The 23,319-nt window shown below is 70.3% G+C and carries 18 protein-coding genes and 4 pseudogenes; 6 read left to right on the forward strand and 16 right to left on the reverse strand.

Translation table 11 applies throughout. The annotated features are described in order from the left end of the window. Position 1: 1 nt before the first annotated feature. The gene (locus tag ACFHVL_RS01940; protein WP_416624993.1) at positions 2-2,563 is read left to right on the forward strand and encodes a transposase; all 2,562 of its coding nucleotides are present in this window, start codon (positions 2-4) and stop codon (positions 2,561-2,563) included. Between the two features lie 134 nt (positions 2,564-2,697). Here the strand turns inward: ACFHVL_RS01940 and ACFHVL_RS01945 are convergent. The 5 genes and pseudogenes from ACFHVL_RS01945 to ACFHVL_RS01965 form a co-directional block, all read right to left on the reverse strand. Next, positions 2,698-3,282, reverse strand: a pseudogene (locus tag ACFHVL_RS01945) (GTP-binding protein); the annotation flags it as partial. A 1-nt stretch (position 3,283) separates the two neighbouring features. Further along, entirely contained in the window at positions 3,284-3,661 is a 378-nt protein-coding gene (locus tag ACFHVL_RS01950; protein ID WP_326549358.1) for a DUF742 domain-containing protein, read from the reverse strand. Positions 3,662-3,779: 118 nt separating this feature from the next. Beyond that, the gene (locus ACFHVL_RS01955) at positions 3,780-4,184 is read right to left on the reverse strand and encodes a roadblock/LC7 domain-containing protein (protein ID WP_326549359.1); all 405 of its coding nucleotides are present in this window, start codon (positions 4,182-4,184) and stop codon (positions 3,780-3,782) included. Beyond that, positions 4,181-7,852 carry a nitrate- and nitrite sensing domain-containing protein gene (locus ACFHVL_RS01960; protein ID WP_416624996.1) on the reverse strand — a complete coding sequence of 1,224 codons (3,672 nt, stop codon included), beginning with the start codon at positions 7,850-7,852 and terminating at the stop codon, positions 4,181-4,183. Before ACFHVL_RS01960 ends, ACFHVL_RS01955 begins: the two co-directional genes overlap by 4 nt. A gap of 514 nt (positions 7,853-8,366) precedes the next feature. Next, positions 8,367-9,443 (reverse strand): adenosine deaminase, encoded by a 1,077-nt coding sequence (locus ACFHVL_RS01965; RefSeq protein ID WP_416624998.1) that lies wholly within the window; start codon positions 9,441-9,443, stop codon positions 8,367-8,369. A gap of 99 nt (positions 9,444-9,542) precedes the next feature. On the opposite strand from ACFHVL_RS01965, the gene ACFHVL_RS01970 reads away from it, so the two are divergent. After that, positions 9,543-10,391, forward strand: a complete 849-nt coding sequence (locus ACFHVL_RS01970) for a putative RNA methyltransferase (protein WP_416625000.1) — start codon at positions 9,543-9,545, stop codon at positions 10,389-10,391. A gap of 25 nt (positions 10,392-10,416) precedes the next feature. On the opposite strand, the gene ACFHVL_RS01975 is transcribed toward ACFHVL_RS01970, so the two are convergent. The 9 genes and pseudogenes from ACFHVL_RS01975 to ACFHVL_RS02015 form a co-directional block, all read right to left on the reverse strand. After that, a complete protein-coding gene (locus ACFHVL_RS01975) occupies positions 10,417-11,097 on the reverse strand; it encodes a DUF4272 domain-containing protein (RefSeq protein WP_416625002.1) in 681 nt (226 codons plus the stop codon). Positions 11,098-11,230: 133 nt separating this feature from the next. Beyond that, positions 11,231-12,538, reverse strand: a complete 1,308-nt coding sequence (locus ACFHVL_RS01980; RefSeq protein ID WP_416625066.1) for a thymidine phosphorylase — start codon at positions 12,536-12,538, stop codon at positions 11,231-11,233. A 69-nt stretch (positions 12,539-12,607) separates the two neighbouring features. After that, positions 12,608-13,411, reverse strand: a complete 804-nt coding sequence (locus ACFHVL_RS01985; RefSeq protein ID WP_416625003.1) for a cytidine deaminase — start codon at positions 13,409-13,411, stop codon at positions 12,608-12,610. A gap of 147 nt (positions 13,412-13,558) precedes the next feature. Continuing rightward, positions 13,559-14,833: an ABC transporter permease gene (locus tag ACFHVL_RS01990; RefSeq protein WP_416625005.1), complete on the reverse strand. Its 1,275-nt coding sequence runs from the start codon at positions 14,831-14,833 to the stop codon at positions 13,559-13,561. Positions 14,834-14,839: 6 nt separating this feature from the next. Continuing rightward, positions 14,840-16,243 (reverse strand): ABC transporter permease, encoded by a 1,404-nt coding sequence (locus tag ACFHVL_RS01995; RefSeq protein ID WP_416625006.1) that lies wholly within the window; start codon positions 16,241-16,243, stop codon positions 14,840-14,842. Beyond that, the gene (locus ACFHVL_RS02000; RefSeq protein ID WP_416625007.1) at positions 16,240-17,889 is read right to left on the reverse strand and encodes an ABC transporter ATP-binding protein; all 1,650 of its coding nucleotides are present in this window, start codon (positions 17,887-17,889) and stop codon (positions 16,240-16,242) included. The genes ACFHVL_RS01995 and ACFHVL_RS02000 overlap by 4 nt, the downstream gene beginning before the upstream one ends. Positions 17,890-17,918: 29 nt before the next feature. Next, complete coding sequence (locus ACFHVL_RS02005) at positions 17,919-18,995, reverse strand: BMP family lipoprotein (RefSeq protein ID WP_416625068.1); 1,077 nt, start codon at positions 18,993-18,995, stop codon at positions 17,919-17,921. 320 nt (positions 18,996-19,315) lie between these two features. Further along, on the reverse strand, positions 19,316-19,657 hold the full coding sequence (locus ACFHVL_RS02010; RefSeq protein WP_416625009.1) for a hypothetical protein: 342 nt from the start codon (positions 19,655-19,657) through the stop codon (positions 19,316-19,318). Positions 19,658-19,929: 272 nt separating this feature from the next. Next, a pseudogene (locus ACFHVL_RS02015) lies at positions 19,930-20,223 on the reverse strand (phospholipase); the annotation flags it as partial. On the opposite strand from ACFHVL_RS02015, the gene ACFHVL_RS02020 reads away from it, so the two are divergent. The 4 genes and pseudogenes from ACFHVL_RS02020 to ACFHVL_RS02035 form a co-directional block, all read left to right on the forward strand. Further along, a complete protein-coding gene (locus ACFHVL_RS02020) occupies positions 20,220-20,372 on the forward strand; it encodes a hypothetical protein (RefSeq protein ID WP_416625010.1) in 153 nt (50 codons plus the stop codon). The pseudogene ACFHVL_RS02015 and the gene ACFHVL_RS02020 sit on opposite strands and share 4 nt — an antisense overlap. A 45-nt stretch (positions 20,373-20,417) precedes the next feature. Further along, complete coding sequence (locus tag ACFHVL_RS02025) at positions 20,418-20,927, forward strand: macro domain-containing protein (protein ID WP_416625011.1); 510 nt, start codon at positions 20,418-20,420, stop codon at positions 20,925-20,927. A gap of 45 nt (positions 20,928-20,972) precedes the next feature. Beyond that, a pseudogene (locus ACFHVL_RS02030) lies at positions 20,973-21,059 on the forward strand (NAD(P)-dependent alcohol dehydrogenase); the annotation flags it as partial. Then, positions 21,045-21,137 (forward strand): annotated as a pseudogene (locus tag ACFHVL_RS02035) (zinc-binding dehydrogenase); the annotation flags it as partial. The pseudogenes ACFHVL_RS02030 and ACFHVL_RS02035, both read left to right, overlap by 15 nt. Before the next feature lie 238 nt (positions 21,138-21,375). On the opposite strand, the gene ACFHVL_RS02040 reads toward ACFHVL_RS02035, so the two are convergent. Together ACFHVL_RS02040 and ACFHVL_RS02045 are read right to left on the reverse strand one after the other, a co-directional pair. Next, positions 21,376-22,053, reverse strand: a complete 678-nt coding sequence (locus tag ACFHVL_RS02040) for an SRPBCC family protein (RefSeq protein WP_416625069.1) — start codon at positions 22,051-22,053, stop codon at positions 21,376-21,378. A 131-nt stretch (positions 22,054-22,184) separates the two neighbouring features. Continuing rightward, positions 22,185-23,135, reverse strand: a complete 951-nt coding sequence (locus ACFHVL_RS02045; protein ID WP_416625012.1) for an alpha/beta hydrolase family protein — start codon at positions 23,133-23,135, stop codon at positions 22,185-22,187. Positions 23,136-23,319: the final 184 nt, after the last annotated feature.

The raw sequence follows: 23,319 nt of genomic DNA on the forward strand, positions 1-23,319 counted from the left end.
CATGGCAGGTGTCCGGGAGGAGGACGGCGCGGTGGCGCTCGTGCGGGTGTACTGCGGTCTGGCATCGGCGGACCGGTCTGTCCGGTCGGCTACGGCCGGTCCGGCCCTGGCCGCCGCGATAGTCGACGACGCCGGCCGGCTTCTCGACGTATGTGAGGTCGGCGACGACCCGGCAGGCTACGCCTGGCTGAGTGCGGCGCTCGTCCAACGGGCGAGCGGCCCGACCGGTGCGGCGATCGCCGCCGACAGTGACGACTACCTGGTCACTTCGCTACTCACCGCCGCCGGTCGCCCACTGGCCATCGCCGACGACGACGCCGCAGACGACTACTCCGAACGCTTCGCCGACGACGAGTCGATGGAGGAGATGTCCGCCCCGCAGGCCCAACGGCGGGCGGTGGGTCTGGCCCGGGCACTGCAGGCCGGGGCGATCTCAGCGGCCTCGCTGCCGGTGTCCCGCGATCTGCTCGCGTTCCAGCCGGTGCTGGCCGCGCACGCCGCGCTCGCCAACGGCCGGCAGGCGGCGGCGGGCGCCCTGCGGGAAGTGCTGCGTGAGCTGTATCCGGCCGCGCTGCGCGCCTACCCCGACCCGGCCGAGCCGGTGGCGCTGGCAGTGCTCGACGCGTTGCCTGAACCGGGCATGCTCAGCGGTACCAGTTCCCGCAACCGCGAGCTCTCCGTCGCCGCCGACGCCGTCGCCGCGCACCTCGCCTCCGACGGCGTCGCCGATGCCGAAACCATCGACGCGGCCGTCACCGCGTTGCGGGTCGCGATTGTCGAATCGCCCCGCCGGACCGCTGTCAACCAGGCCCTCATCTCGGCGACCGCCGAGACCGTCCGGCATGCCGTCGCCGCGGTACGGGCCTGCGACGCCGCCGCCGACGCCCTGATCGCCACGTTGGCGGCCCGGGTCACCGAACCCATCCCGATCAGCACCCGTCGCACCGGCCGCCGGGCCGCCGAGCCGGTGTCGGGTGGTCCATCGTCCAGCCTGCATGCTGTGCCACCGCCCGGCGAGAACGCGCCCGGTCGGACCCCGTCCGGTGGCCGCCGGGCCCGGCCGCAGCCGGTCGGCGGCGTCGCCTCGCTACCCGTGCCGATGACCGCGCCTCCAGTCGCTCCGGCACCGGTGGGGCCGCCGCCGAGCGCGCCGGCTCCGCTGACGCCGCTGGCTCCGGTTGCCCGCCGCGCGGCCGACCCGGGAAGCAACCGACCGGTCTCCGCCCCGCCGCCACCGCCGGGGATGACGCCGATGTCAGGGCAACGTTCCGCTCTCGCGCCGGCCGACGCCGGTGAGCCCTTCCGAGCGACGCTCACCACCGCCGCGATCAACGACGCACGCGCACAGCGGCGGCCGACTCCGATCACGCCGCGGCCGAACACCCGCGGGGCTGGCACGCCGCTGCCCGCCAATGCTCCGATGTCCGCACCGCCCGCGGGGCTCAACCCGGTCTCCGGCACGCCGGTGTCGGCGAATCCGATCTCCAGCGCGCCCATCTCCAGCTCCCCGATGTCGGGAGCTCCGCTGTCCGGCGTCCCGGCTTCCGGTCCGCCGCAGCCCGGATCGCCGTTGGCCGAGCCGCCGACCGGTGGTTTCGCCGCCACCGACTACAGCCTGCCAGTTCCCACGTCGCGCCCTGGGCCGCTGCCGCCGGCGCGGGCCGGGTCCCGCTCCAGTTGGCCGCTGGTCGGCCAGTCCGACGATGCTGGCAGGAGCGGTGGGTCCGAGCCGTCCTACCCGCAGGTCGACGAGTCCCGTGCCGGCATGCCCGGCGGCTTCCCGGCCGACAACGGCACGTCCGGTGGCTTCACGCCCAACGACAACGCGTCCGGCGGCGGCCTGCCCGGCCGTTTCCCAGCGGAGAGCTCGGCCGGCAGCACCCACTCGGGTCGGGTGAAGCCGCCATGGCTCGCGGACGACCTTCCGCCGGAGCCGCCGATGCTTCGACTGGTGGAGCCGACGGCAGCCGAGCGGGCCCAGGAAGAGTTCAACCGGTCGGCAACCACGCCGTTGGACGGTCTGCCGCTGCGTCTGGTGGACGAGTCGGCACCGGGCTACGCGCCACGGGAGCCGAGCCGTGGCCGGCGAGCCGCTGTCGAGCCGCTGAGCGCGCCGCCGGTGTCCGACGAGGGCGACGGCGACCTGTTGATCTTCGCGGCGGCCCGTTCGGCTTGGTTCGTCCGGCACCCCGACGAAGACGACGGCGTGGACTTCTCCACGCCGATGGACACCGGCTGGCGCGCCGCCGAGCAGGCGGCACGGCCGGCGATCGGATCCGAGACGCGGGCAGGTCTGCCCAAACGGGTGCCGCAGGCGAATCTGGTGCCCGGGGCTCCGCTGCGGGACGAACGTCCGCTACGAATCGTGCGGGACGCGGCGAGCATCGCGGAGCACACCAACGGCTACTTCCGTGGCTGGCGACGCGGCCAGGAGATCGGTGGGTACGCGGTCGGCGGCCGGCCCGGGCGGGAGGCAGCCGGTGGCTGGGACTTCAGCCGGGACCAGAGCAGCCAGGGCGAGGGGCAGGAATTCGAGTACCGCCCCGCCGGTCACCGTTCCTGACCGCGCTCTGTCAATCAGGAGTTGCCGCCCGACCCTTGGGCGATCTTGCCGGTGGCAGCTGTCTGACTCCGGATGGCTTCAATCCAGATCGATCGACGGGCTGAACACCCAAGCTTGTCGAATGTAGTCGGGCAGGCAGGTGCGACAGCACGCTGACGACGCATGGTGAGTACGTACTCCACCAGCGAAATCAGCACATGCTTCGTCGACTCGCGGTTACGCGCGTCACACGGCACCACGGGAACGTCACTGGAGATCGCCAAGGCGTCCCGGACATCCTGCGGGTCGTGGTGTTGCATACCGTCAAAGCAGTTGATCGCTATCAGGTACGGCAGCCGACGGTGTTCGAAGAAGTCGATCGCCGCGAAGCAGTCGGCAAGTCGACGAGTGTCGACGAGCACGACGGCACCGATCGCTCCCCGTACCAGTTCGTCCCACATGAACCAGAATCGAGTCTGGCCCGGTGTGCCGAACAGATAAAGGATGAGGTCTCGGTCGATCGAGATCCGTCCGAAGTCCATGGCGACCGTCGTGGTCGTCTTGCCCGGCACCTGTCGCGTGTCATCCACGCCCACACCAGCCGAGGTCATGATCGCCTCGGTGGTGAGCGGCGTGATCTCCGAGACCGAGCCGACCAGCGTCGTCTTGCCGACGCCGAACCCACCGGCGATGACAATCTTCGCCGATGTCACTCGCCCGGCCATGGGGCGGTGCGCCATGTCAGAGCCTGCGAAGTCCACTCAGCACCCTCTCCAGCAGTTCCGTGCCCACCGCGTCGTTCGTGTCGTCCAGGGATGTCGGCTCGTACACCGCGACCAGGCCGTCTGAGGCCATGTCCGCGATGAGGACCCGGGCTACTCCGAGTGGGAGCTGCATCCGCGCCGCGATCTCCGCGAGCGACTGCAGCCGGCCGTCACACAGCGCGGCAATGTATTGGTGCTCCCGGCCCGTGCCGCCCTTCGCAGAGCCTGCGGACCGGCCACGTACCGTCGTTTCCACGAGCGCTTCGAGGGCGATTTCCAGCTTTGGCCGGGTACGACCGCGGGTAACGGCGTACGGCCTGACCAACGCGCCGGTTGGCTCATCGCGTTCGGTCATTTGCCGTCACCCCCTCTCGTCCTGCCGCAGCCCCACCCCGTGGGAGCTCGTTGTAATTCAGTTCCTCTTGCAGACCGGCACCCAGCCTCACGGCTCGGCACCGATCTCGTCAGCGTGGTCAGCCCAGCATTCCAGCGGCGGTGCGGGGCGCCGGCGTCAGCGCCTCACCGACACGGTCGACCAGCAGCGCCATTTCGTACCCGACCTGCCCGACGTCACAGCTGCGAGCGGCCAGCACCGCGAACGACGAACCGTCCGAGATCGACATGAGGAAGAGAAATCCGTTGTCCATCTCAACCACGGTCTGCAGCACGGCCCCGCCCTCGAAACAGCGAGCTGCTCCCTGGGTGAGGCTGACCAGACCGGAGGCGATGGCCGCGAGCTGGTCGGCCCGGTCCCGGGGAAGATCCCGGGACGAAGCCAGGAGCAGACCGTCCGCCGAGACCGCGATCGCGTGGGCGACCCCCGGCACGCGGTCGGCGAAGTTGGCCAGCAACCAACCGAGATCCTGCGTAGTTGTCATCCCTCATGCTCCTTGCCAGCCTGCGAGGATTGCTGCCCTCCCGGGGTCGCCCCCGGATTGGTCGAGTGGTCGTCCTTGGGCTGTGTACGGCCGCGTTTCACACCACGGTGGTACGCGGACAATAGCCCACGGACCGCTTCTGGTGTACGACGCTGCACCGAAGTTGTGGCCTTCTCTACGCCACCAGGTACGAGCTGTGCCATCGGAACCCGCTTCGGGAGACCCGCTTGGGTCTTCTCCTCAGCCGTCACCTCAGCCGCCGCGCTCGCCGCGCGCCAACCATCGTCTGCGGCCGTCTGCCAACTTCCCGACCGGCCAGCGCCCTCGGCACCGCCGGTGGGTCGCGAGGTCGCCGCCGCCGGCTCGGGTCGCCGTGGAAGCGACGTTCCGGTACCACCACCGCTGGCGGCGGCTGGCGCCCGCGGCGTCGGCGTCGGCGTCGGGGCTGGCGTCGACGTCGCCGGTCGGGCAGTGTCCACCTTGGCGATCGGCTGGGTGGTCGCAGTCGATGTCGCGCCACCGGTCGGCTTGATCATCGCTGCGGCTGCCGCCCGCGCCTCTTCAGCAGTGGGACGGCGGGTCCGGAACCACGCCGACTCCAACTCGCGGAAGATCGGGAGTTCCATTGTCTCGTCGGCGAACTGCTTCGGACCAGCCTTGCTCGGCGTCACCACCGGATGCGGCGCGGTGACCGAGTTGTCAGCCGCCGACTTGGTGACCCTGGGCAGCTCCGCCGTCATGTCCAACGCGGCCGCGAGCTTCTCCGGCACCGGCGGGGTGACCGCGTCCCGGTCGGAGGCGACCGGGGGCCACGCGGGCGGAGCGGATCGCGGCGGGGCCGCGGGCGGAGCGGATCGCGGCGGGGCCGCGGGCGGAGCGGATCGCGGCGGGGCCGCGGGCGGCTGGTGCGCCGGGGCCGCCGGCGGCTGCTGCGGTTGCTGTTGTGGCGGTGCCAGCGATGGGGTCTGCGGCGGGGTCTGCTGCTGCGGCGGCCGGGGGAAGGCCGCCGACGACTGGAAGGCCGTGGGTTGCTGTTGTTGGTATCCAGTCTGCGGCCGGCTAGGTGCCGGTGCCACCGGCGGAGCGGAGAACGGCCGTACCGGCGGCGCGGAGACCGGCGGAACGTACGGCTGTCCACTCACCGGCTGCTGATGCGGCGGCGCGTGGGTCTCCGGCGATGCTGGCATCTGACGCGGGACACCACTGGTCGGAGCGGTTCCGGTGACCTCGCCGTCGACCGTCCAATGATCGTTCGAGCGACGCTGCGGCAGTGGATCGGTGCGCTGCCCGTTGGTTGGCAGCTGGTTGAACACGTCCGAACCGTTGCTGCCGTTCGCCACGCCGTTGGTGCCGTTCGCCGCGCCGGTCAGGTCGGACCAGGCCGGCATCGGTCGGGCAGGCGGTGCCTGCGACGCCGGGCCGCCACCGTTGATCGGTGCCGGTTCGAAGGGACGCGGTGGCGGGCCGGCCGGTGCCGGCGGCTCGGCCGGCTGGCCGCCGAACGGGCCACTGGCGTTGCCGCCGAACGGGCCACCGGCGTTGCCGCCGCCTTCGAGGGCGAGTGGAGCAGGGAACGGCTGGCGGCCAGCCACACCGGGAGACTCCGTACCACCGGGAGACTCCGTACCACCGGAGCCGTAGGCTGCCGGGCCGACGTTGCGGCCAGCGAGCGCCCGGGGGATCAGCACCGGGGTCGGCAGTGTCACGTCGGCGATGGTGCCGCGATCGGTGGCCGGCCGCAGCTCGACCTTGACCCCGTGCCGGGTCGCCAGCCGGGCGACCACGACGAGGCCCATCATCCGGGAGACCGCGACGTCGACCATCGGCGGGTTGGCGAGCCGTTCGTTGAGATCGCGCAACTGATCGGCGCTGACGCCGATGCCGCGGTCCTCCACATAGAGCACGGCACGGTCACCGACCCGTCGGGCCTCCACCATCACCTGCGAGTCGGGCGGGGAGAAGGCCGTCGCGTTGTCGAACAGCTCGGCGACGAGGTGCACGAGGTCGTTGACCGCGTGCGCGGAGACCTCGATGTCCCGGTCGACGATGCCGAACTCGACCCGGGTGTAGTGCTCGACCTCGGACTGCGCGGCACGTAGCACGTCGATCAACGCGGCGGGCTCGCGCTGGACCCGGGTGGAGTCCGCACCGGCGAGAACCAGCAGGTTCTCGTCGTTACGCCGCATTCGGGTCGCGAGGTGGTCCAACTGGAAGAGCTCGCTGAGCCGGTCCGGGTCCTCCTCGCCGCGTTCCAGCCGGTCCAGGTGACCGATCAACCGGTCGACCAGGATCTGCGACCGCCGGGCGAGGTTGACGAACATCGTCGACACGGAGGAACGCAGTGCGGCCTGCTCGGCAGCGGTCTTGACCGCCTCCAGGTGAACGGCGTTGAACGCCTCGGTCACCTGGCCGAACTCGTCCTTGCTCCGTACCGGCAGCGGTTCGGCGATCTGGTTGGCCAGCTGCATCGGCGAGGTGTGTGCGGTGACCTGTGGGTCCCGCAGCCGGGCGACGGCCTGCGGCAGTCCGAACTGGGCGACCGCCAGCGCACCCTGGCGCAGCTCCCGCAGCGAGCGGGCCATCGACCGGGCGACCAGGGCGGCGAAGAGAATCGCCAGCAGCAGCACGATCAGCAGCAGGATCGTCTCGACCAGGAGTTGCTGCTGCACCTCGTCGCGCAGGATCGTGGCCTCATTGACCACGTCGCTGTCGATCTTCTGCTCGACGGTGCGGATCAGGTCGGCGTGACCGATCAACGCGGCGTCCCAGGCGTCGGAACCAAACGGCGTGTTGGCCATCGATTCTTCGCTCTGGCCACGGATGAAGCCGCCGTAGGTGTCGGCCTCACGCAGCGCCGGACCGGCCACCGTCTGGTTGTAGAACTCCAGGTCGTCCTGAGTCGCGGCGGCCTCGAAGCTCTGCCGCGACTGGGACTGACCGGCCCGGGTGCTGATGTAGTCGGTGCGCAGCGAAGGAGTCAGCGCGTTCTGGCTGAACGCACGCAGCACCACGATCCGTTCCCGGGAGAGGAACTCCTTGTTGCGGGCCAGCGACGCGCCGGCGCGCATGTGGTCGCTCAGTTGGGTGTCGCTGGCCAGCTGGGCGGCCGAGTCACGGATGTCGAGCAGGTCGCTGAGCAGGACCTCGTACGCGCGGGCGGCCTCGGTGAGTCGGAAGTTGCCGTCGGCGGTGGCGCTGTTGACCACCTGACTGCGTACGCCGGGCAGGTCGGCGAGGTTCTGATCGATCCGGGACAGCAGGTTGCGGAAGTTCACCGGCAGGTCGGTCAGCTCGGCGCGGCGCTGTGAGTACGGCGCGCGGGAACTCTCGACCGTGCCGTGCAGCGCGTTGTAGACATCCAGGTAGCGCTGCTTGGCCTCGGCGTTCTCAGTGCCCAGCAGCAGCACCGCCGCGGCCCGTTCGTTCTGCAGGTCGTGCACCAGGTCACCGGAGGCCGCAGTCAATGTCGACAGCGTGCGGGCCTGGGCCGCGTTGTCAGCGGTCTCCAGGTGACCGATGAGACCATTGGTGCCGACCACGATCGTCGCCAGAGTCGGAACGATCATGATCAGACCGAGCTTGGACCAGATCGGCAGATCGTTGAGCCGGCCAATCGGCCGGCGGAGACGCGACAGGAAGGACTCTGCCGTCTTCGGCCGCTTGCTCACGTCACCGCCCTCCTCGTCGGCGCCGGCTGGACGCACCGGGCACCGCCCATCGGCCGACCCGGGGCGGATCGGACCCCCGAGATTCCATCACGATGCCACCCAAAGAGAAAGCCCAGGTGGTCTGTTACAGCGAGTGTGACGCGATGGTTATCGGGACTTACACCGAATTGCACTGATGCGACCACGCTCAGTAATCATTCCTGTCCGTCTTGCCCGCTTCGAGAGCAACGGCGCTCTCAGAGTGCGACGTGTCATCTTACGCTCATGGTCCCGCGCCACCGCCACTGACGGGACGTGCCAGGTTTGCGGCGTCCGTAACAATCCTGCCGCCGACCGACCCCGTGCGACCGCCCGAAAGGGCCATGGCGGATCGTCCGATGGGAAGCTCTCGCACCGGGAACGAGCCCGGGGCCAATGGAAACCCGCACCGCAAGCCGGGCCTGGCACCACCGGACCCGGTCCCAGGAACATCCCCAGGGCGCCAGCGCGGTCCGCACCCGCCCGCCACTCGCCGTCAGACGATCAGTTTCCCGTACGCCGGTTTGATCACGTCGTCGATGATCGCCAACCGTTCGTCGAACGGGATGAACGCGCTCTTCATCGCGTTGATCGTCAACCACCGCAACTCAGCCCACCCCCACCCGAACGCCTCCACCAACAGCCACATCTCCCGAGACATCGACGTACCACTCATCAACCGGTTGTCCGTGTTCACCGTCACCCGGAACCGCAGATCACGCAACAACCCGATCGGATGCTCACCCACCGACCCCACCGCACCCGTCTGCACATTCGACGACGGACACAACTCCAACGGAATCCGCTTGTCCCGCACATACGATGCCAACCGCCCCAACCGCGCCCCACCACCCACCTCGATATCATCCACGATCCGCACCCCATGCCCCAGCCGATCCGCCCCACACCACTGAATCGCCTGCCAGATCGACGGCAACCCGAAAGCCTCACCCGCATGAATCGTGAAATGGAAATTCTCCCGCTGCAGATACTCGAAGGCGTCCAGATGACGAGTCGGCGGAAAACCAGCCTCCGCACCCGCGATGTCGAACCCCACCACCCCCGCATCCCGATACCGCACCGCCAACTCCGCAATCTCCTGCGACCGCGCCGCATGCCGCATCGCCGTCAACAACGTCCCCACCCGGATCACCCGACCCGCCCGCGCCGCCTCCACCGCCCCCGCGGCGAACCCGGCCACCACCGCCTCCACCACCTGACCCAACCCCAACCCCCGCGACAGATGCTGCTCCGGCGCGAACCGCACCTCCGCGTACACCACCCCGTCCGCCGCCAGATCCACCGCACACTCCGCGGCCACCCGGAACAACCCCGCCTCCGTCTGCATCACCGCCACCGTGTGCGCAAACGTCTCCAGATAACGCTCCAACGACCCCGAATCGGCCGCCGACACGAACCACCGACCCAACTCGTCCGGATCCGTCACCGGCAGAACATGCCCCACCTCCGCCGCCAACTCCACCACCGTGGCCGGACGCAACCCACCATCCAGATGGTCATGCAACAACGCCTTCGGCACCCGAACGATCTCCGCCAACGAAATAGCCGCCATAGGTGGAGAGTAGTAGGACCACACAGGCCGATCCGGACGGGCTCGGCGGACGGCCGGCCGGTGCCCCGACCGACGAGCCGGGGCGGCAGGATGTCGGTGATGCATGCCGACGTTCTGCCGTACCTGCGCTGCCCGGTCTGTCGTGCTCCGTTCGCGGCCGACGGCGATGGCACCGCGCGGACGCTGCGCTGCCCGACCGGGCACAGCTTCGACGTCGCCCGGCAGGGCCACGTCGACCTGGTCACCGGTCGGACCGGGTACGCCGGGGACAGCCCCGAGATGGTCGCGGCCCGCGCCGACTTCCTGCGCCGGGGGCACTTCGCCGTGGTCGCCGCCGGGCTCGCGCAGGCCGCCCGCGAGCACCTGCCACCGACCCGGCCGTTCGTGGTCGACGCCGGTGCCGGCACGGGCACCTACCTGTCGGCGGTGCTGGACGCCCTGCCGGACGCCGTCGGCCTGGCCCTGGACATTTCGAAGGCGGCGGTACGCCGGGCCGCCCGCGCCCATCCGGCGGCAGCGGCGGTCCGTTGCGACACCTGGCGGCCGTTGCCCGTGGCCGCCGATTCCGCTGGCCTGATCCTGAACGTGTTCGCCCCCCGCAACGGCGCCGAGTTCGCCCGGATCCTGCACCCCCGAGGGGTTCTGCTCGTGGTCGCGCCGCTGCCGGAGCATCTCGGCGAGCTCGTCGGGGCGCTGCGGCTGCTCACGGTCGACCCCGCCAAGCAGGACCGGATCGGCGCAACGCTCGGCGGGCACTTCGCCGAGGTGTCCCGGCGTACGCTGCGCCAGCGTCTGCGGCTGGGCCATGACGACGTCGCCGCGTCGGTACGGATGGGGCCGAGCTCCTGGCACGCCGACCCGCAGGCGCTGGCCACCTCGATCGCCGCCCTGCCGGAGCCGGTGACGGTCACGGTCGCTGTCCAGCTAACGGTCTACCGGCCACGCTGACCCGCGCCGGCCGGCTGTCAGCAGATCAGGTGGAGAGATCGATCTCTTCCCAGCCAGCTGGCAGATCGTGGTACGGCCCCCGGAAGATGACCACCCACTCCAGCGCCCAGCGCCGCTGCCCGATGGCGTTGGCGTCGACCACCCCGGGTAGCGGCTCGCCGCGCCGTTCCGCCTCCAGGTAACCCCAGTCGAGGCAGTAGTAGAAGTCCAACAGCACCGCCGCCTCCGCCGCGTCGCGCGGCGCGACGAGGGTCCGGGACCGCCACTGGGCGAATGTCTCACCGGCGGGCAGGTTCGGCAGCAACGCCATCAGCCGGTCGTCCGAGACCGCGACCGGGTCCAGGTGCCGGGTCAGGCCCAGCACCCAGGCCAGCGCGAAGATCGCATCGTGGTGCAGCACGAACGACCGGTGGTCGCCCCGGCCGCCGATGACGAACTGCCACTCCGGTGGGGTGACCAGCTCGACCAGGTGCGAGTTGAGCAGCCAGCTCATCGCGGCCTGCGGTGGCATGCCGAAACAGCGTGCGAGTACCAGGTGCAGAATGGCGGTCCGAGCCTCGATCTCGGGGGTGGGCCGCAGCTCGACCCCGTCGCCCGGCTCCCAGACCAGCGGAAAGCCGGCCGGCGGCAGCGGTAGGCGGAGCCGACGCAGCTCGTCGAGACTCTCCGCGCGGATGGCGTGAGGATCAGGAGCGAGTACGGTCACAGGCTTCGCTTTCCCGCTAGTCGACGACGGCGTTCCCCCTGAACGAACCTCCCCCGGCGTGGCAGGATATCCGCTCTGTGTCACGGTTACCACGACACGGGGTGTTCGGTGTGGCTGGTACGGGTTGCCCGGCTCAGCCGATCCGCTCGATCACCAGGTCCCGCGGCTGCGGTGCGGTGTCGACGAGACCGATGGCGCCGTCCGGGCCGATCTCCCCGACCAGGTCGGGTAGCACGTCGGCGATCCGGGTCGGGTCGTCGGCGCGCAGCTCGATGAGCGGGTCACCGGCGCGGACCCACTCGCCGGGTTTGCGGTGCAGGATCACACCGGCGCCGGCGCTGACCGGGTCCTCCTTGCGGGCACGTCCGGCTCCGAGCCGCCAGGCGGCGACGCCAATCAGCCGGGCGTCCAGGGCGGCCAGCCAGCCGTCCCGGTCGGCACGGATCAGTTCCGCCTCGGCGGCGACTGGGAGCGCGGCGTGCGGGTCGCCGCCCTGCGCGGCGATCATCGCGCGCCAGGTGTCCATCGCCCGACCGTCACGCAGTGCCGCAGCCGGATCGGCGTCGGGCAGGCCGGCGGCGTCCAGCATCTCCCGGGCCAGCGCGAGGGTGAGTTCCACGACGTCCGCCGGCCCACCGCCAGCGAGGACCTCGACCGATTCGGTGACCTCGACGGCGTTGCCGACCGTTCGCCCCAGCGGGGTGGACATCTCGGTGAGCAGGGCGACGGTGCGTACGCCGTGCGCGGTGCCCAGGTCGACCATGGTGCGGGCGAGTTCGCGGGCGTCGGTGACCGAGGACATGAAGGCACCGGTGCCGACCTTGACGTCCAGAACAAGCGCGCCGGTGCCTTCAGCGATCTTCTTGCTCATGATCGAGCTGGCGATCAGCGGAATCGCTTCCACGGTGCCGGTGACGTCGCGCAACGCGTACAGCTTGCGGTCGGCCGGGGCGAGTCCGTCGCCGGCGGCGCAGATGACCGCGCCGACGTCGCGCAGTTGGCTGACGAAGCGGGTGTTGGTGAGGTCCGCCCGCCAGCCGGGGATCGACTCCAGCTTGTCCAGGGTGCCGCCGGTGTGGCCGAGGCCTCGGCCGGACAGCTGCGGTACGGCGGCACCGCAGGCGGCGACCAGCGGGGTCAACGGCAAGGTGATCTTGTCGCCGACGCCGCCGGTGGAGTGCTTGTCGACGGTGGGGCGGGGCACGGTCGACAGGTCGAGCCGTTCGCCGCTGTCGATCATGGCGGCGGTCCAGCGGGCGATCTCGGCGGTGTCCATGCCCCGGAGCAGGATCGCCATCGCCAGGGCGGACATCTGCTCGTCGGCGACCTCGCCCCGGGTGTACGCGGCGATCGTCCAGTCGATCTGCGCGTCGCTGAGCCGGCCACCGTCCCGCTTGGCGCGGATCACGTCCACGACCCCGGCGATCTTGGGCTTATCGATAGACAATTGGTCATACCTTCGCGACAACTCCACGATCGCTCGGATCCTGGAGACAGGGACGGGACGCGGTCAGCCTTGCCAGCGGTTGCTCACCTCGGTGGGTGGCTCGCCCTCCCCCGCCCAGGAGACCGCGCCTTCGGCGTCGACCACCACCACCCGATGGGTGCGGGCCCGGCCCCAGGCGACCACCGACTCCGCCGCCGGCCAGCTCGGCGCCTCCTCCAGGATGCCCGAGCCGGCGGCCTCGCCGGTCGACTCGGACCGCTCCCAGTAGCCGGTCCAGACCACCTCGCCACCGGCCGAGTCAGGGTGCACGAAGACCGTTCCCCGCCCCCGCCACTTGGCCAGCCGGGCCGGCACCGCGGTGTCCGGGGCCACCACCGGCCGGCCAGCGCCGTCGGCCCGCCCGATGTGCTCGGTGCCGACGCGGGTCCGATCCGCCGAGCCACGACCGCGACCCGAGCTACCGCCGGGTGCCAGGGCCGCCGCCGCGAGATCCGCCGGGCCGAACGCGTGCGGCAGCAACTCGGCCACGGTCAGCGGCTCCGGCAGCGCCTCGACCAGGCAGTCCGGGCCGCCGTGCTCCCACAGCAGTTGCCGGCACCGCCCGCACGGCATCAGCGGCTGGCCGTCGCCGCCGACGCAGGACAGCGCCACCAGCCGGCCACCGCCGGTGCTGTGCAGCGACGACACCACCCCGCACTCGGCGCAGAGCACCACGCCGTACGCGGCGTTCTCCACGTTGCAGCCGACGACCACCCGGCCGTCGTCGACCAGGGCGGCCGCGCCGACCGGGAAGTTCGAGTACGGCGCGTACGCGTGCTGCATGGCCTCCGTCGCGGCACGCCGCAGCTCCACCCAGTCGATCTCCACGACTGCCCTCCTCAACCCGGACCGGCTACCGCCACTGACCGGTCGACCCGCACCGGCTACCGCTACTGGCCGGTCGACCCCGCTGGCCGGGTGACCCCGACTGCCACGGAACCTGACCGGCCAGTAGTAAACGGTAGCTGGCCCTGATCAGGCCTTGATGTAGGGCTTACCGTCAGCGGCCGGTGCCCGTACCCGACCGACCAGTCCGGCCACCGCGAGGATCGTCGCCAGGTAGGGCAGCATCGCCAGGAACTGGCTCGGGATCGCGCTGCTGATCGCCCCCAGATAGGCACCGAGCTGGTCGGCGAAGCCGAAGAACAGCGACGCGACCAGCGCCCCGGTCGGGCTCCACCGGCCGAAGATCATCGCGGCGAGGGCGATGAAACCCTTGCCACCGATCATGTTCTTGGTGAAGGAATAGAGCAGCAGGGTGTACGACCCGCCGCCGATCCCGGCGACCATGCCGGCCAGCAGCACGTTTCGGTAGCGCAGCCCCAGCACCCGTACGCCGAGGGTGTCGGCCGCGATCGGGTGCTCGCCGACCGACCGGGTCCGCAGCCCCCACCGGGTGCGGAACAGCGCCACGTTGATCACCACGACCAGGATCAACGCCAGGTAGAGAAAGATGTTGCCGCGAAACAGTGCCGGCCCGATCACCGGGATCTGCGACAGCAGCGGAATCTCCCAGGTGCCGAAGTGCGGCGGCTGGTTGTAGGCCGGCTGGTCGGTCTGCATCAGCCGCTCGTAGAGGAACCCGGTCAGGCCGATCGCGAACAGGTTCAGCACGATGCCGATGACCACCTGGTCGACCAGGTAGCGGATGGCGAACAGGGCCAGCAGCAGCGAGATGAACGCCCCGCCGAACGCGGCGGCGATCAGCCCGACCCAGACGTTGCCGGACATGGTGCCGATCAGCGCACCGGCGAACGCACCCATCAGCAGCTGTCCTTCGATGGCCACGTTGACCACGCCGGAACGTTCGCAGAGCACCCCGGCCAGCGACCCGAAGATCAGCGGCAGGGCCAGCAGGAACGTGCCGCGCACCATGTTGACCATCGGCATGAAGTTCTGCCCGGTCGGCGCGGTGGAGATCTGCCAGCACAGGAAGCTGAGCACGAAGCCGACGACGCCGACGGCGAGCAGCGACTTGTACCAGCGACCGTACGGGCTGAGCAGCGCCGCTCCCGCAGCGAGCGCGATCAGGCCGAACAGCACCGCGCCGACGGTGCCCGGGATGCGCAGCGCGGCACCGCCAGCGGTCTCACTCAGGGTGAACCGGGCCTCTTGCGGGTCGGCCAGGGTGCCGAAGACGGACGCGGCGACGGCACCGGCCGCAGCCAGGCCGGCCCCGGTGATCCGGGTACGGTTCCAGAAGCGTGCCGTGACGGCGACCGGTGTGTCAGTTGCAATCATGGTGGACAACGCCGGTCACCAGCCCTTCGCCATGCTGGTCTGCAGCCGGGCGGCGCGGTCCGCCCGGAGCTGGAAGATCGCCTTCACCAGAGCGGGGGCGGCGATGAAGATGACGATCAGTGCCTGCAGTACGGTGACCAGCTCCAGCGAGATCCCGGAACTGGACTGCATGGCGTTGCCGCCGGCCCGCAGCGCCCCGAACAGTAGCGCCGCCAGCGCGACCCCCCATGGTCTGACCCGGCCGAGCAGGGCGACCAGGATGCCGTCGAAGCCGATCTGGGCGGCGACCAGCGGGGTCAACGCGTTCGCCGTACTGCCGAGCACCATGTTGGCCCCGCCGAGCCCGGCCAGCCCGCCGGCGATCACCATCAGCAGGACGTAGGTGCCGGTGACGCTGATCCCGGCGGTACGGGCGGCGTCCGGGTTGGCGCCGACCGCGCGCAGCTCGAAGCCCACGGTGGAGCGGTCGAGCAGCCAGGCCACGGCGGCTGTGGCGGCGATCGCCAGCAGAATTCCGGCGTGCACCCGCAGCCCGTCACCGAGCAGCCGGGGCAGCTGGGCGCTGGCCTCCACCGGCCGGCTGATCGCGTCCGGCCGCTCCGGGTTCTGTACGCCGGGCTGCACGATGATCCAGGTGAGGAAGTACAGCGCGACGTAGTTGAGCATGATCGTGGTGATCACCTCGTGGGCGCCCGTACGGGCCTTGAGGAAGCCGGGGAAGAACCCCCACAACGCCCCGCCGAGCGCGCCGGCCAGCACCGCGACGACCACGTGCAGCACCGGCGGCAACGGCAGCAGGAAGCCGGCCAGGGCGGCGACGATGACACCGATGATCGCCTGCCCCTGGGCACCGATGTTGAACAGTCCGCCCCGGAACGCCAACGCCACCGACAGTCCGGTGAAGACCAGCGGGGTGGTGTAGGTCAACGTCTCGGAGATCGGCCGGAACACCGAGGTCCACTCGGCCTCACCGGCGAACCAGGCCCGCACGGTCTCCGGGTTGACCACCGCGCCCTTGAACAGGTTCGCGTACGCCTGGCTGACCAACTCCCAGCTGGCGCCGAACGCGTCACCCGGTCGGGCGAACAGGTAGGTGTAGGTGGCCAACACGTCCGGGTCGGAGACGATCATCAGTACGCCGCCGATGACGACGGCAAGCAGCAGCGCGAGGACCGTCACGGTGACCGTGTTGGCGGCCCACAGGTGGTGCAGGAAGCGCTGGCCGAGGGATTCGCCGTCGGTGGCCGGGCCGGTCGGTTCCGAGCCAGCGGGGACGGTGCCGGGCTGGCCGTCGGCCGGCGTCGCTGCCGGTGGGCTGGCAGCGTCCGCGCTGGCCGCGTGCTGCGCGGCGGCGGCGGGTTCGTCGCCGGCCGGCGGCTTGTCCGGCGAGCCTGCCGGCACACCGTTCTCGCTGGTCATTGCGTCCCTTCTTGCTGTGCCGATACGCCGGCCATCAGCAGGCCGATCTGTTCCCGTGGGGTGTCCGGGCCGACGACGGCGATGATCCGGCCCCGGTACATCACCGCGATCCGGTCGGCCAGCCCGATGACCTCGTCGAGTTCGCTGGAGACGACGAGGACGCCGGTGCCTGAGTCGCGTTCGTGGATGATCCGGCCGTGGATGAACTCGATGGAGCCGACGTCGACGCCCCGGGTCGGTTGGGCGGCGATGAACAGCTTCAGCGGCCGGGACAGCTCCCGGGCCACGATCACCTTCTGCTGGTTGCCGCCGGACAGGGTGCCGACCGCCGCCTGCCCCGAGGACGTACGGATGTCGAACTGGGCGATCCGCTCGGTCGCGGAGGCGGCGATGGCCGCCGGCCGCAGCGCCAGACCGGAGCCGTACGGCGGCTGGTCGTACAGGTCGAGCACCAGGTTCTCGGCGACACTGAACTCCTTGACCACGCCGTCGACGCTGCGGTCCTCCGGCACGTAGCCGACCCCGGCGCGCAGCACCCGTTTGGTGCTCCAGCCGTCGATGCGCTCGCCGTTGAGGGTGACCGTGCCCGCCGCCGACGGCAGCAGACCCATGATCGCCTCGACGAGTTCGGTCTGGCCGTTGCCCTGCACTCCGGCGATGCCGAGCACCTCGCCGGCCCGTACGGTCAGGTCGACGCCGTCGACGACCCGTACGCCGCGCTCGTCGTCGACGACCAGCCCGGCGATGTCGAGCACCGGCTCCCCCGGCTGTGCCGGGGTCTTGTCCACGGTGAGGCTGACGCTGCGGCCGACCATCAGCGCGGCCAGCTCGTCGCGGCTGGCGGTCGGTTCGGCGGTGGCGACCGTACGGCCCCGCCGGATCACCGTGATCCGGTCGGCGATCGCCTTCACCTCGCCGAGCTTGTGGGTGATGAAGACGATCGACTTGCCGGCCGCCTTCAGCGACCGCATCACGGTGAGCAGCTCCTCGGTCTCCTGTGGGGTGAGCACAGCGGTCGGCTCGTCGAGGATCAGCAGGTCGACGTCGCGGGTCAGCGCCTTGACGATCTCCACCCGCTGTTGGATGCCGACCGGCAGGTCCTCGATCACCGCTTCCGGGTCGACCGCCAGGCCGTACCGGTTGGAGACGTCGACCACCTCGGCGCGGGCCCGGCGCTGGTCGAGGAAGCCGAGCAGCCCGCCCCGGGTGCGTTCGGCACCGAGCATGACGTTCTCCGCCACGGTGAGCACCGGCACCAGCATGAAGTGCTGGTGCACCATGCCGATGCCGGCGGTGATGGCGTCCCGTGGGCTGCGGATCTTGATCGGGTTGCCGTCCACCAGGATCTCGCCCTCGTCCGGCTGCAGCAGCCCGTAGAGGACGTTCATCAGGGTCGACTTGCCGGCGCCGTTCTCGCCCAGCAGGGCGTGGATCTCGCCGGGCTCGACGGTCAGGTCGATGTGGTCGTTGGCGACCAGGTCACCGAAGCGTTTGGTGATGCCGCGCAGTTCGAGTCTCAGCGGAGCCTCCCGGGGAGACTCCGGGCCACCGGCGGGTGCCCGGAGGGGTCGATGGCTGAGGCCGCCCCTGTCACCGGGGTCTGTGGACCCCGGTGACAGGGGCGGGGTGTCGCTCGCGAGGCGCACCGGGACAGCCCCGGCGCGCCAGCCGCCGGTTACTCCGGCTGCGCGTCGGAGGTGACCTCGATGGTGCCGGCGATGATGTCCGCCTTGAGCTGCTCGACCTCGGCCTTCAGCTCGGCATCGACCTTGTCCTCGAACTCGTTGTACGGGGCCAGTGAGACGCCGTTGTTCTCCAGGTTCCCCAGGTAGCCCGGATCGGGGCTGAGCTCGTCACCGTTGGCACCGGCCAGCACGGCCTGCTTGACGGCGTCCGGGATGTTCTTGACCACAGTGGTCAGGAACGTGTCGCAGTACTGCTCGGCGCTCTCGCAACCATCCACGTCGACCCAGATCACGCTGTACGCCCCACCGGCGGCCTGCGCGGCGGCGGCGGTGCCTAGACCGGCGCCACCGGCGACCGGCATGATCACGTCGGCGCCTTGGGCGACCAGGCTGTCGCCGACCTTCTTGCCCTCGTCCTGCTTGACGAAGTCGTTGGTGAAGGAGCCGTTCTGGGCCTCCTTGTCCCAGCCCAGGACCTGGACGTCGGCGCTCTTGACCTGGTTGTAGTGGGCGACGCCGTCGACGAAGCCGTCCATGAAGATGGTCACCGGCGGGATCGGCAGGCCGCCGTAGGTGCCGACGATGCCGCTCTCGGAGAACCCGGCCGCCAGGTAGCCGGCGAGGAACGCCGCCTGGGCGGTGTCGAACTGCATCGGGTAGACGTTGGCCAGGTCGGTCGTGGCGTCGACGATGCCGAACTGCTGGTCCGGGTTGGCTTCGGCGACTGCGATGGTCGCGTCGCGCATCAGGCCGCCGACGGCGAGGATGAAGTCGCAGTCCTCGTTGACGTAGCCGGTCAGGTTCGGCTCGTAGTCGGCCTCGGCGCTGGAGGCGACGTAGTCCCCATCGACCGCGTCGTTCTCGCTCTGCGCCGCCTCGATCCCGGCCCAGGCCGAGGCGTTGAAGGACCGGTCGTCGATGCCGCCGACGTCGGTCACCATGCAGGCCGAGTACGTCTCGGTGGCCTCGCCACCGGTGCCGTCCGTGCCTTCGTTATCGGGTGCCTCGCCGCACGCGGCAGCGGTGAGCGCCAGCCCACCCGCCGCGAACATCGAGACGATCCGCATCCCACGCGTAGCGCGCAAGACGGTCTCCTTCCATTGCACACCGCAGACTGTCGCGGCATCGCGTCCCCACCCGGCCGGTCGGACCGGACGTACTTTGGACGGGAGCGTACGCGCGGTCCCGTCCACCGGCCGACAATCGTGCACGACTGTTGAGCCGCCGTTACCCTCGCGTAACTCTCCCGTGTGGGAGGTCACCGGCGGATCCGCTGGGTCGCTCCCACGGCAGACCCTATAAGGGGCGGCATCGGGTCGTCGGCGGTTCACCCGGTCGTGCCCGGACCGGGTGACGAGACGGCCAGTCGCCGGCCGGTAACGTGCGGTCAGCGCCAGAAGACCGCGACGGCGGCGTTCACCAGGGTCAGCCCGATGATCGCCAGGAAATGCCCCTTGTTGACCGATTCGCGCTTACGGGAGAAGAACACCATCGCCAGGATCGCCAGGGCCAGCACCAGTTTGGTAACGAGTTTCGCCGGGGCCGGCTCGGCACCGTCGCGCAGCGGCGCGGACAGCCCGACGCCGGTGACGACCTGGATCACCGCACCCCAGAGCATGGCCGAGTTGATCCGGAACCGGCCGCTCTGCCACTGGACGAAGGCACCACCGAGCAGCAGCGCGAACCCGACCAGGTGCGCATAGAGCAGTACGAGTCTTAGAGCTTCCACCTGGCCATCCTCCCGCACCCGGACCGGCCACTCGGCAAGGGGTTGCGCGGACGGTCGAGCCAGTGACAGCCAGCGCCACCATCGCGGCCACGCCCGGCGACGGTCTGGCAGGTGCCGAAAAAGCCATCAGGTAGAGATCAGACCCCCTGCCACGAGGGCAGCAGAAATAGCTGGGATGACGAAATCTGGCACCTCGGTAGTGCTACTTTTTCGGGATGTTCTTCGCAATCCGGGGCCGGGTGGACGCAGCCCCGTTCGGCCGTCGGCGTACAGCTGCCGTCCGGTGCCCGGTCCGGGCGCACGCGCATCAACGTGAGCCGCAAGTCACGGGCGAATACCCGGGCCTGGTCGCCGAGCCCGGCCGGGTCGTACGGGGCACGCTGGTCGCGGGTCTCGTCGAGGACAGCACAGGACAGCGCGCTGTCGTTGGTCCAGGATCGTCGGTTGAAGTTGTCGCTGCCGGCGCAAGGCCCACACGTCGTCCACGACACAGGCCTTGGCGTGCACGTACACGGGGTTGCGGCGTGGTTCTCCAGGTCGAGGATGTGCACCCGGTGCGGTCGTGCACATCGACGATGTCGATCCGGAGAATGTGGGACACGAGCGGCACCGTGGGCACGGATCGGGCGGGCAGGCTTCCGTCCAGGATCTCGCGCCCGGGCACGTGGTGGTCTCCGCTGCGGTGATCCTCGGCTTCTCGATCGCCCACGACTGAGAAAGTGGACCGGAGGGTCCGCAGCCGATGTGTCAGGATCGCGTCGTGGCAGTCATCGAGGTCGTCGTCGGCGACATCACGGGCGAGGACGTGGACGCCATCGTCACCGCCGCGAACGAGTCACTGCTCGGTGGCGGCGGTGTCGACGGAGCCGTCCACCGCGCCGCCGGCCCACGCCTGGCGCAGGCCGGCGGCGCGATCGGCCCCTGCGCGCCCGGTGACGCGATGGCGACTGCGGCGTTCGACCTCGATCCGCCGGTGCGGCACATCATCCACACGGTCGGTCCGATCTGGGAGGACGGCGACCAGGGCGAGGCAGACGTCCTGGCCTCCTGCTATCGACGCAGCCTGCGGGTCGCCGACGAACTCGGCGCCCGGACGGTCGCCTTCCCCGCCATCGCCACCGGCGTGTACGGCTTCCCGGCCGACCTGGCCGCCCGGATCGCCGCTGCGACGATCGCGGCCACGCCGACCGACGTCGAGCGGATCCGACTGGTTGCCTTCGACGAAGCCACCGCGATACATCTGCGGTCAGCGCTGGCCACCGTCTGCTGACTCAGCGACCACGCAAGCCAGCGATCAGGTTCCTGATGTGGTCTCGGTTTCACCGGCTTCGGCGTCGGGGCGAACACCGAGTACAAGTGCCTGTCGGAGCGGGCGTCGTTGACGACGATGCCGGCGAACGTGCTCGGCGACGGCCGGCTCCGGGTCGTCATCGACCGCAGCTACCCGTTGGCCGAGATCGTCGACGCCCACCGGCACCTCGACACACGATCTGTAGGCCGAACCTCGCTCAGGCGGCCGCAGGTTCTCAGTGGTTCCCTGCTGCTGATGGCTGCGGCCCGGTTGTCGACCAGCGTCGCCGACAAGCTGCGCACCGCGGACGAGCTCCTGCTCGCGGCCGTGTTCGACGCCATCGAGCAGCGCTACCACGAACCGGTCCCGCTGGCCGACGTCCAGCAGTGGATCACCCAGCCAGGTGCCGCGTCCGTCCGACCTGCGGCTACCGCTGGGCTTCGAAGTACTCCTTCATCGCCGGGTAGTAGTCGCCAAAGTTCGGTGCCGGCTCGCCCGCACGGGAGGCGACCAGCGCGTCCAGGTAGTACTCCCAGCCAGGTCCGACCTCGCCGACACCGTCCGTACCGTTCAGGTGCTGGGTGAACCGCAGTTCGGTCACGCCCGCGCTCTCGACGAGCGTCATCTCCAGGTGCCAACCGCCGTGCTCGTCCAGAGCGGAGATGGCGAGTCGGTACGGCGGCTCACACCTGTCGATGGTGCAGTCCATCCACGGCTGGCCCTCCTCGTACGCCATCTGGACCTTGATCGTGCTTCCCGGCGCGGCGTCGCCGTGCCAGGGGCCGAACCACCCAGCGGTACGCGCCGGGTCGGTGATGCTCGCCCAGACGTCGGCGACGGAAGCTCGGAACGTACGGATCAGCGCCAGGTCGGTGCCGACCAGTCGGCCGGTGGGCATCGGACTCATCTTTTCTCCTTCGGTGGTCGGACTGCCCTGCGCTGCGGGCCGTCGCCACCGGGTACGGCGGCGCTGCTGCGGCACCGGCGGCATCGGGACCCCGGCGGCCTCCAGCGCGTCCCGCAGGCCGCGTGCGGCGAGCCGGTCGGCGCGTTCGTTCTCAGTGGGAACATGGAACTCACCGCACCCATCCATGAGGATGGTCACCGGCCAATCGGTCGCCGTCGCGCAGTGGCGCGGACGGCTCGATGGCGGTGACGACCTGAGTGCTTCCACCTGCTCGTCCTCGCGCACCGTGCCGAGCCCGGCCGCCCCCGGGTCCGGCACGTCCCACCCGCTCAGAGCAGCGGGCAGCTGTCGATGTACTCGGAGAAGGCGCGGTCGTCGGCCGGCGGTGGGCAGAGGAACTGCTCGTACCGCAGGTCGTCGTCGACGAACCGCTTCAGCCAGGCGACACTGGACGAGGCGATGGTGGCGTTCGGAATGTTGGGCGCGAAGTGGCTGGCACCCCGCAGCTCAAGATAGGCCGACTCAAGGTCGTCCGGGAAACTCGCGTGGAACCGTTCCGAGTGGCGCCGCACCGAAGCGACGCCGTCCCGCTCTGCTCCGATGATCATGGTCGGCACCTGCAGGTCGGACCAGTCCTTGGTGAGGTTCCACGGGGTCAACGGGATGGCGGCCCGCAGTTCCGGCCGGGCATCCGCCGCTTCCAGGGCTCCGCCCCCACCCATCGAGTGTCCGATCACTGCCAACCGGTCGGCGTCGACCCGGTCCTGCACCGGACTGTCCTGAGTGAGGAAGTCCAGCGCGGCGAGCATCTGCCGGCCGCGACTGGCCGGCTGGTCGGTCGTCGTGTTCGTGTCGATGTTGAAGACCACGAAGCCCTGCGACGCCAGCCTCGGCGCCAGCCATGCCATCGATGACTGCCTGGCGGTGAAACCGGGCGCGATCACCACCCCACCGAAGGTGCCCTCCGCGGTCGACGTCGGAAAGAAGATGGTGCCACCCCCGAAGCCTGATGCCTGGGATCGGCGTACCACCGTCTCGTCGATGTCGAACGGACCGTTGGCCGCCGCGATGCTGGCAGCCGACGGCGCCGGTCCCCGCTCGAACGGGCTCTCCGCCGCCTGCGCGGTCGGTGCCAGTACGACGCCGGCGGAGATCGCCGCCGCCGCGGCAGCGCCGAAGAAGACATTCCGCAGCCGGAGCCAGCCCGGCCGGTTGCGCGGGCGGCGGCGCCGCCCGCGCGGCGACCGGTAGGTCGCCGTCGATGCTGTCTGTCCTGTCACGATCCTGGAGCCCTTCCTCGTCGCGACAGGGGACGTTTTCGCAGGCCGATAGGCTGTCCTGCACCTGTCGCAACTCGGGGTACGGCGGTCAGACGCTGGCAGATCGCGGCGCTGGCCGAAGGTATGAACACTTCGGTACGGACAGCCAGGTACCGCTGCTGTCCTGGTGGTCGGAGGTGGTCCC

Origin of the sequence: Micromonospora sp. LOL_023 (genome assembly GCF_048060115.1) — a bacterium.
In the GTDB taxonomy this organism is placed as follows: Bacteria; Actinomycetota; Actinomycetes; order Mycobacteriales; family Micromonosporaceae; genus Micromonospora_E.

Coding starts and splice junctions, on each gene's coding strand:
- ACFHVL_RS01970 (WP_416625000.1), top strand. CDS start 9,543: ATGCATGCCGACGTTCTGCCGTACCTGCGCTGCCCGGTCTGTCGTGCT.
- ACFHVL_RS01940 (WP_416624993.1), top strand. CDS start 2: ATGGCAGGTGTCCGGGAGGAGGACGGCGCGGTGGCGCTCGTGCGGGTG.
- ACFHVL_RS01950 (WP_326549358.1), bottom strand. CDS start 3,661: ATGACCGAACGCGATGAGCCAACCGGCGCGTTGGTCAGGCCGTACGCC.
- ACFHVL_RS02005 (WP_416625068.1), bottom strand. CDS start 18,995: ATGCGGATCGTCTCGATGTTCGCGGCGGGTGGGCTGGCGCTCACCGCT.
- ACFHVL_RS01995 (WP_416625006.1), bottom strand. CDS start 16,243: ATGACCAGCGAGAACGGTGTGCCGGCAGGCTCGCCGGACAAGCCGCCG.
- ACFHVL_RS01965 (WP_416624998.1), bottom strand. CDS start 9,443: ATGGCGGCTATTTCGTTGGCGGAGATCGTTCGGGTGCCGAAGGCGTTG.
- ACFHVL_RS01955 (WP_326549359.1), bottom strand. CDS start 4,184: ATGACAACTACGCAGGATCTCGGTTGGTTGCTGGCCAACTTCGCCGAC.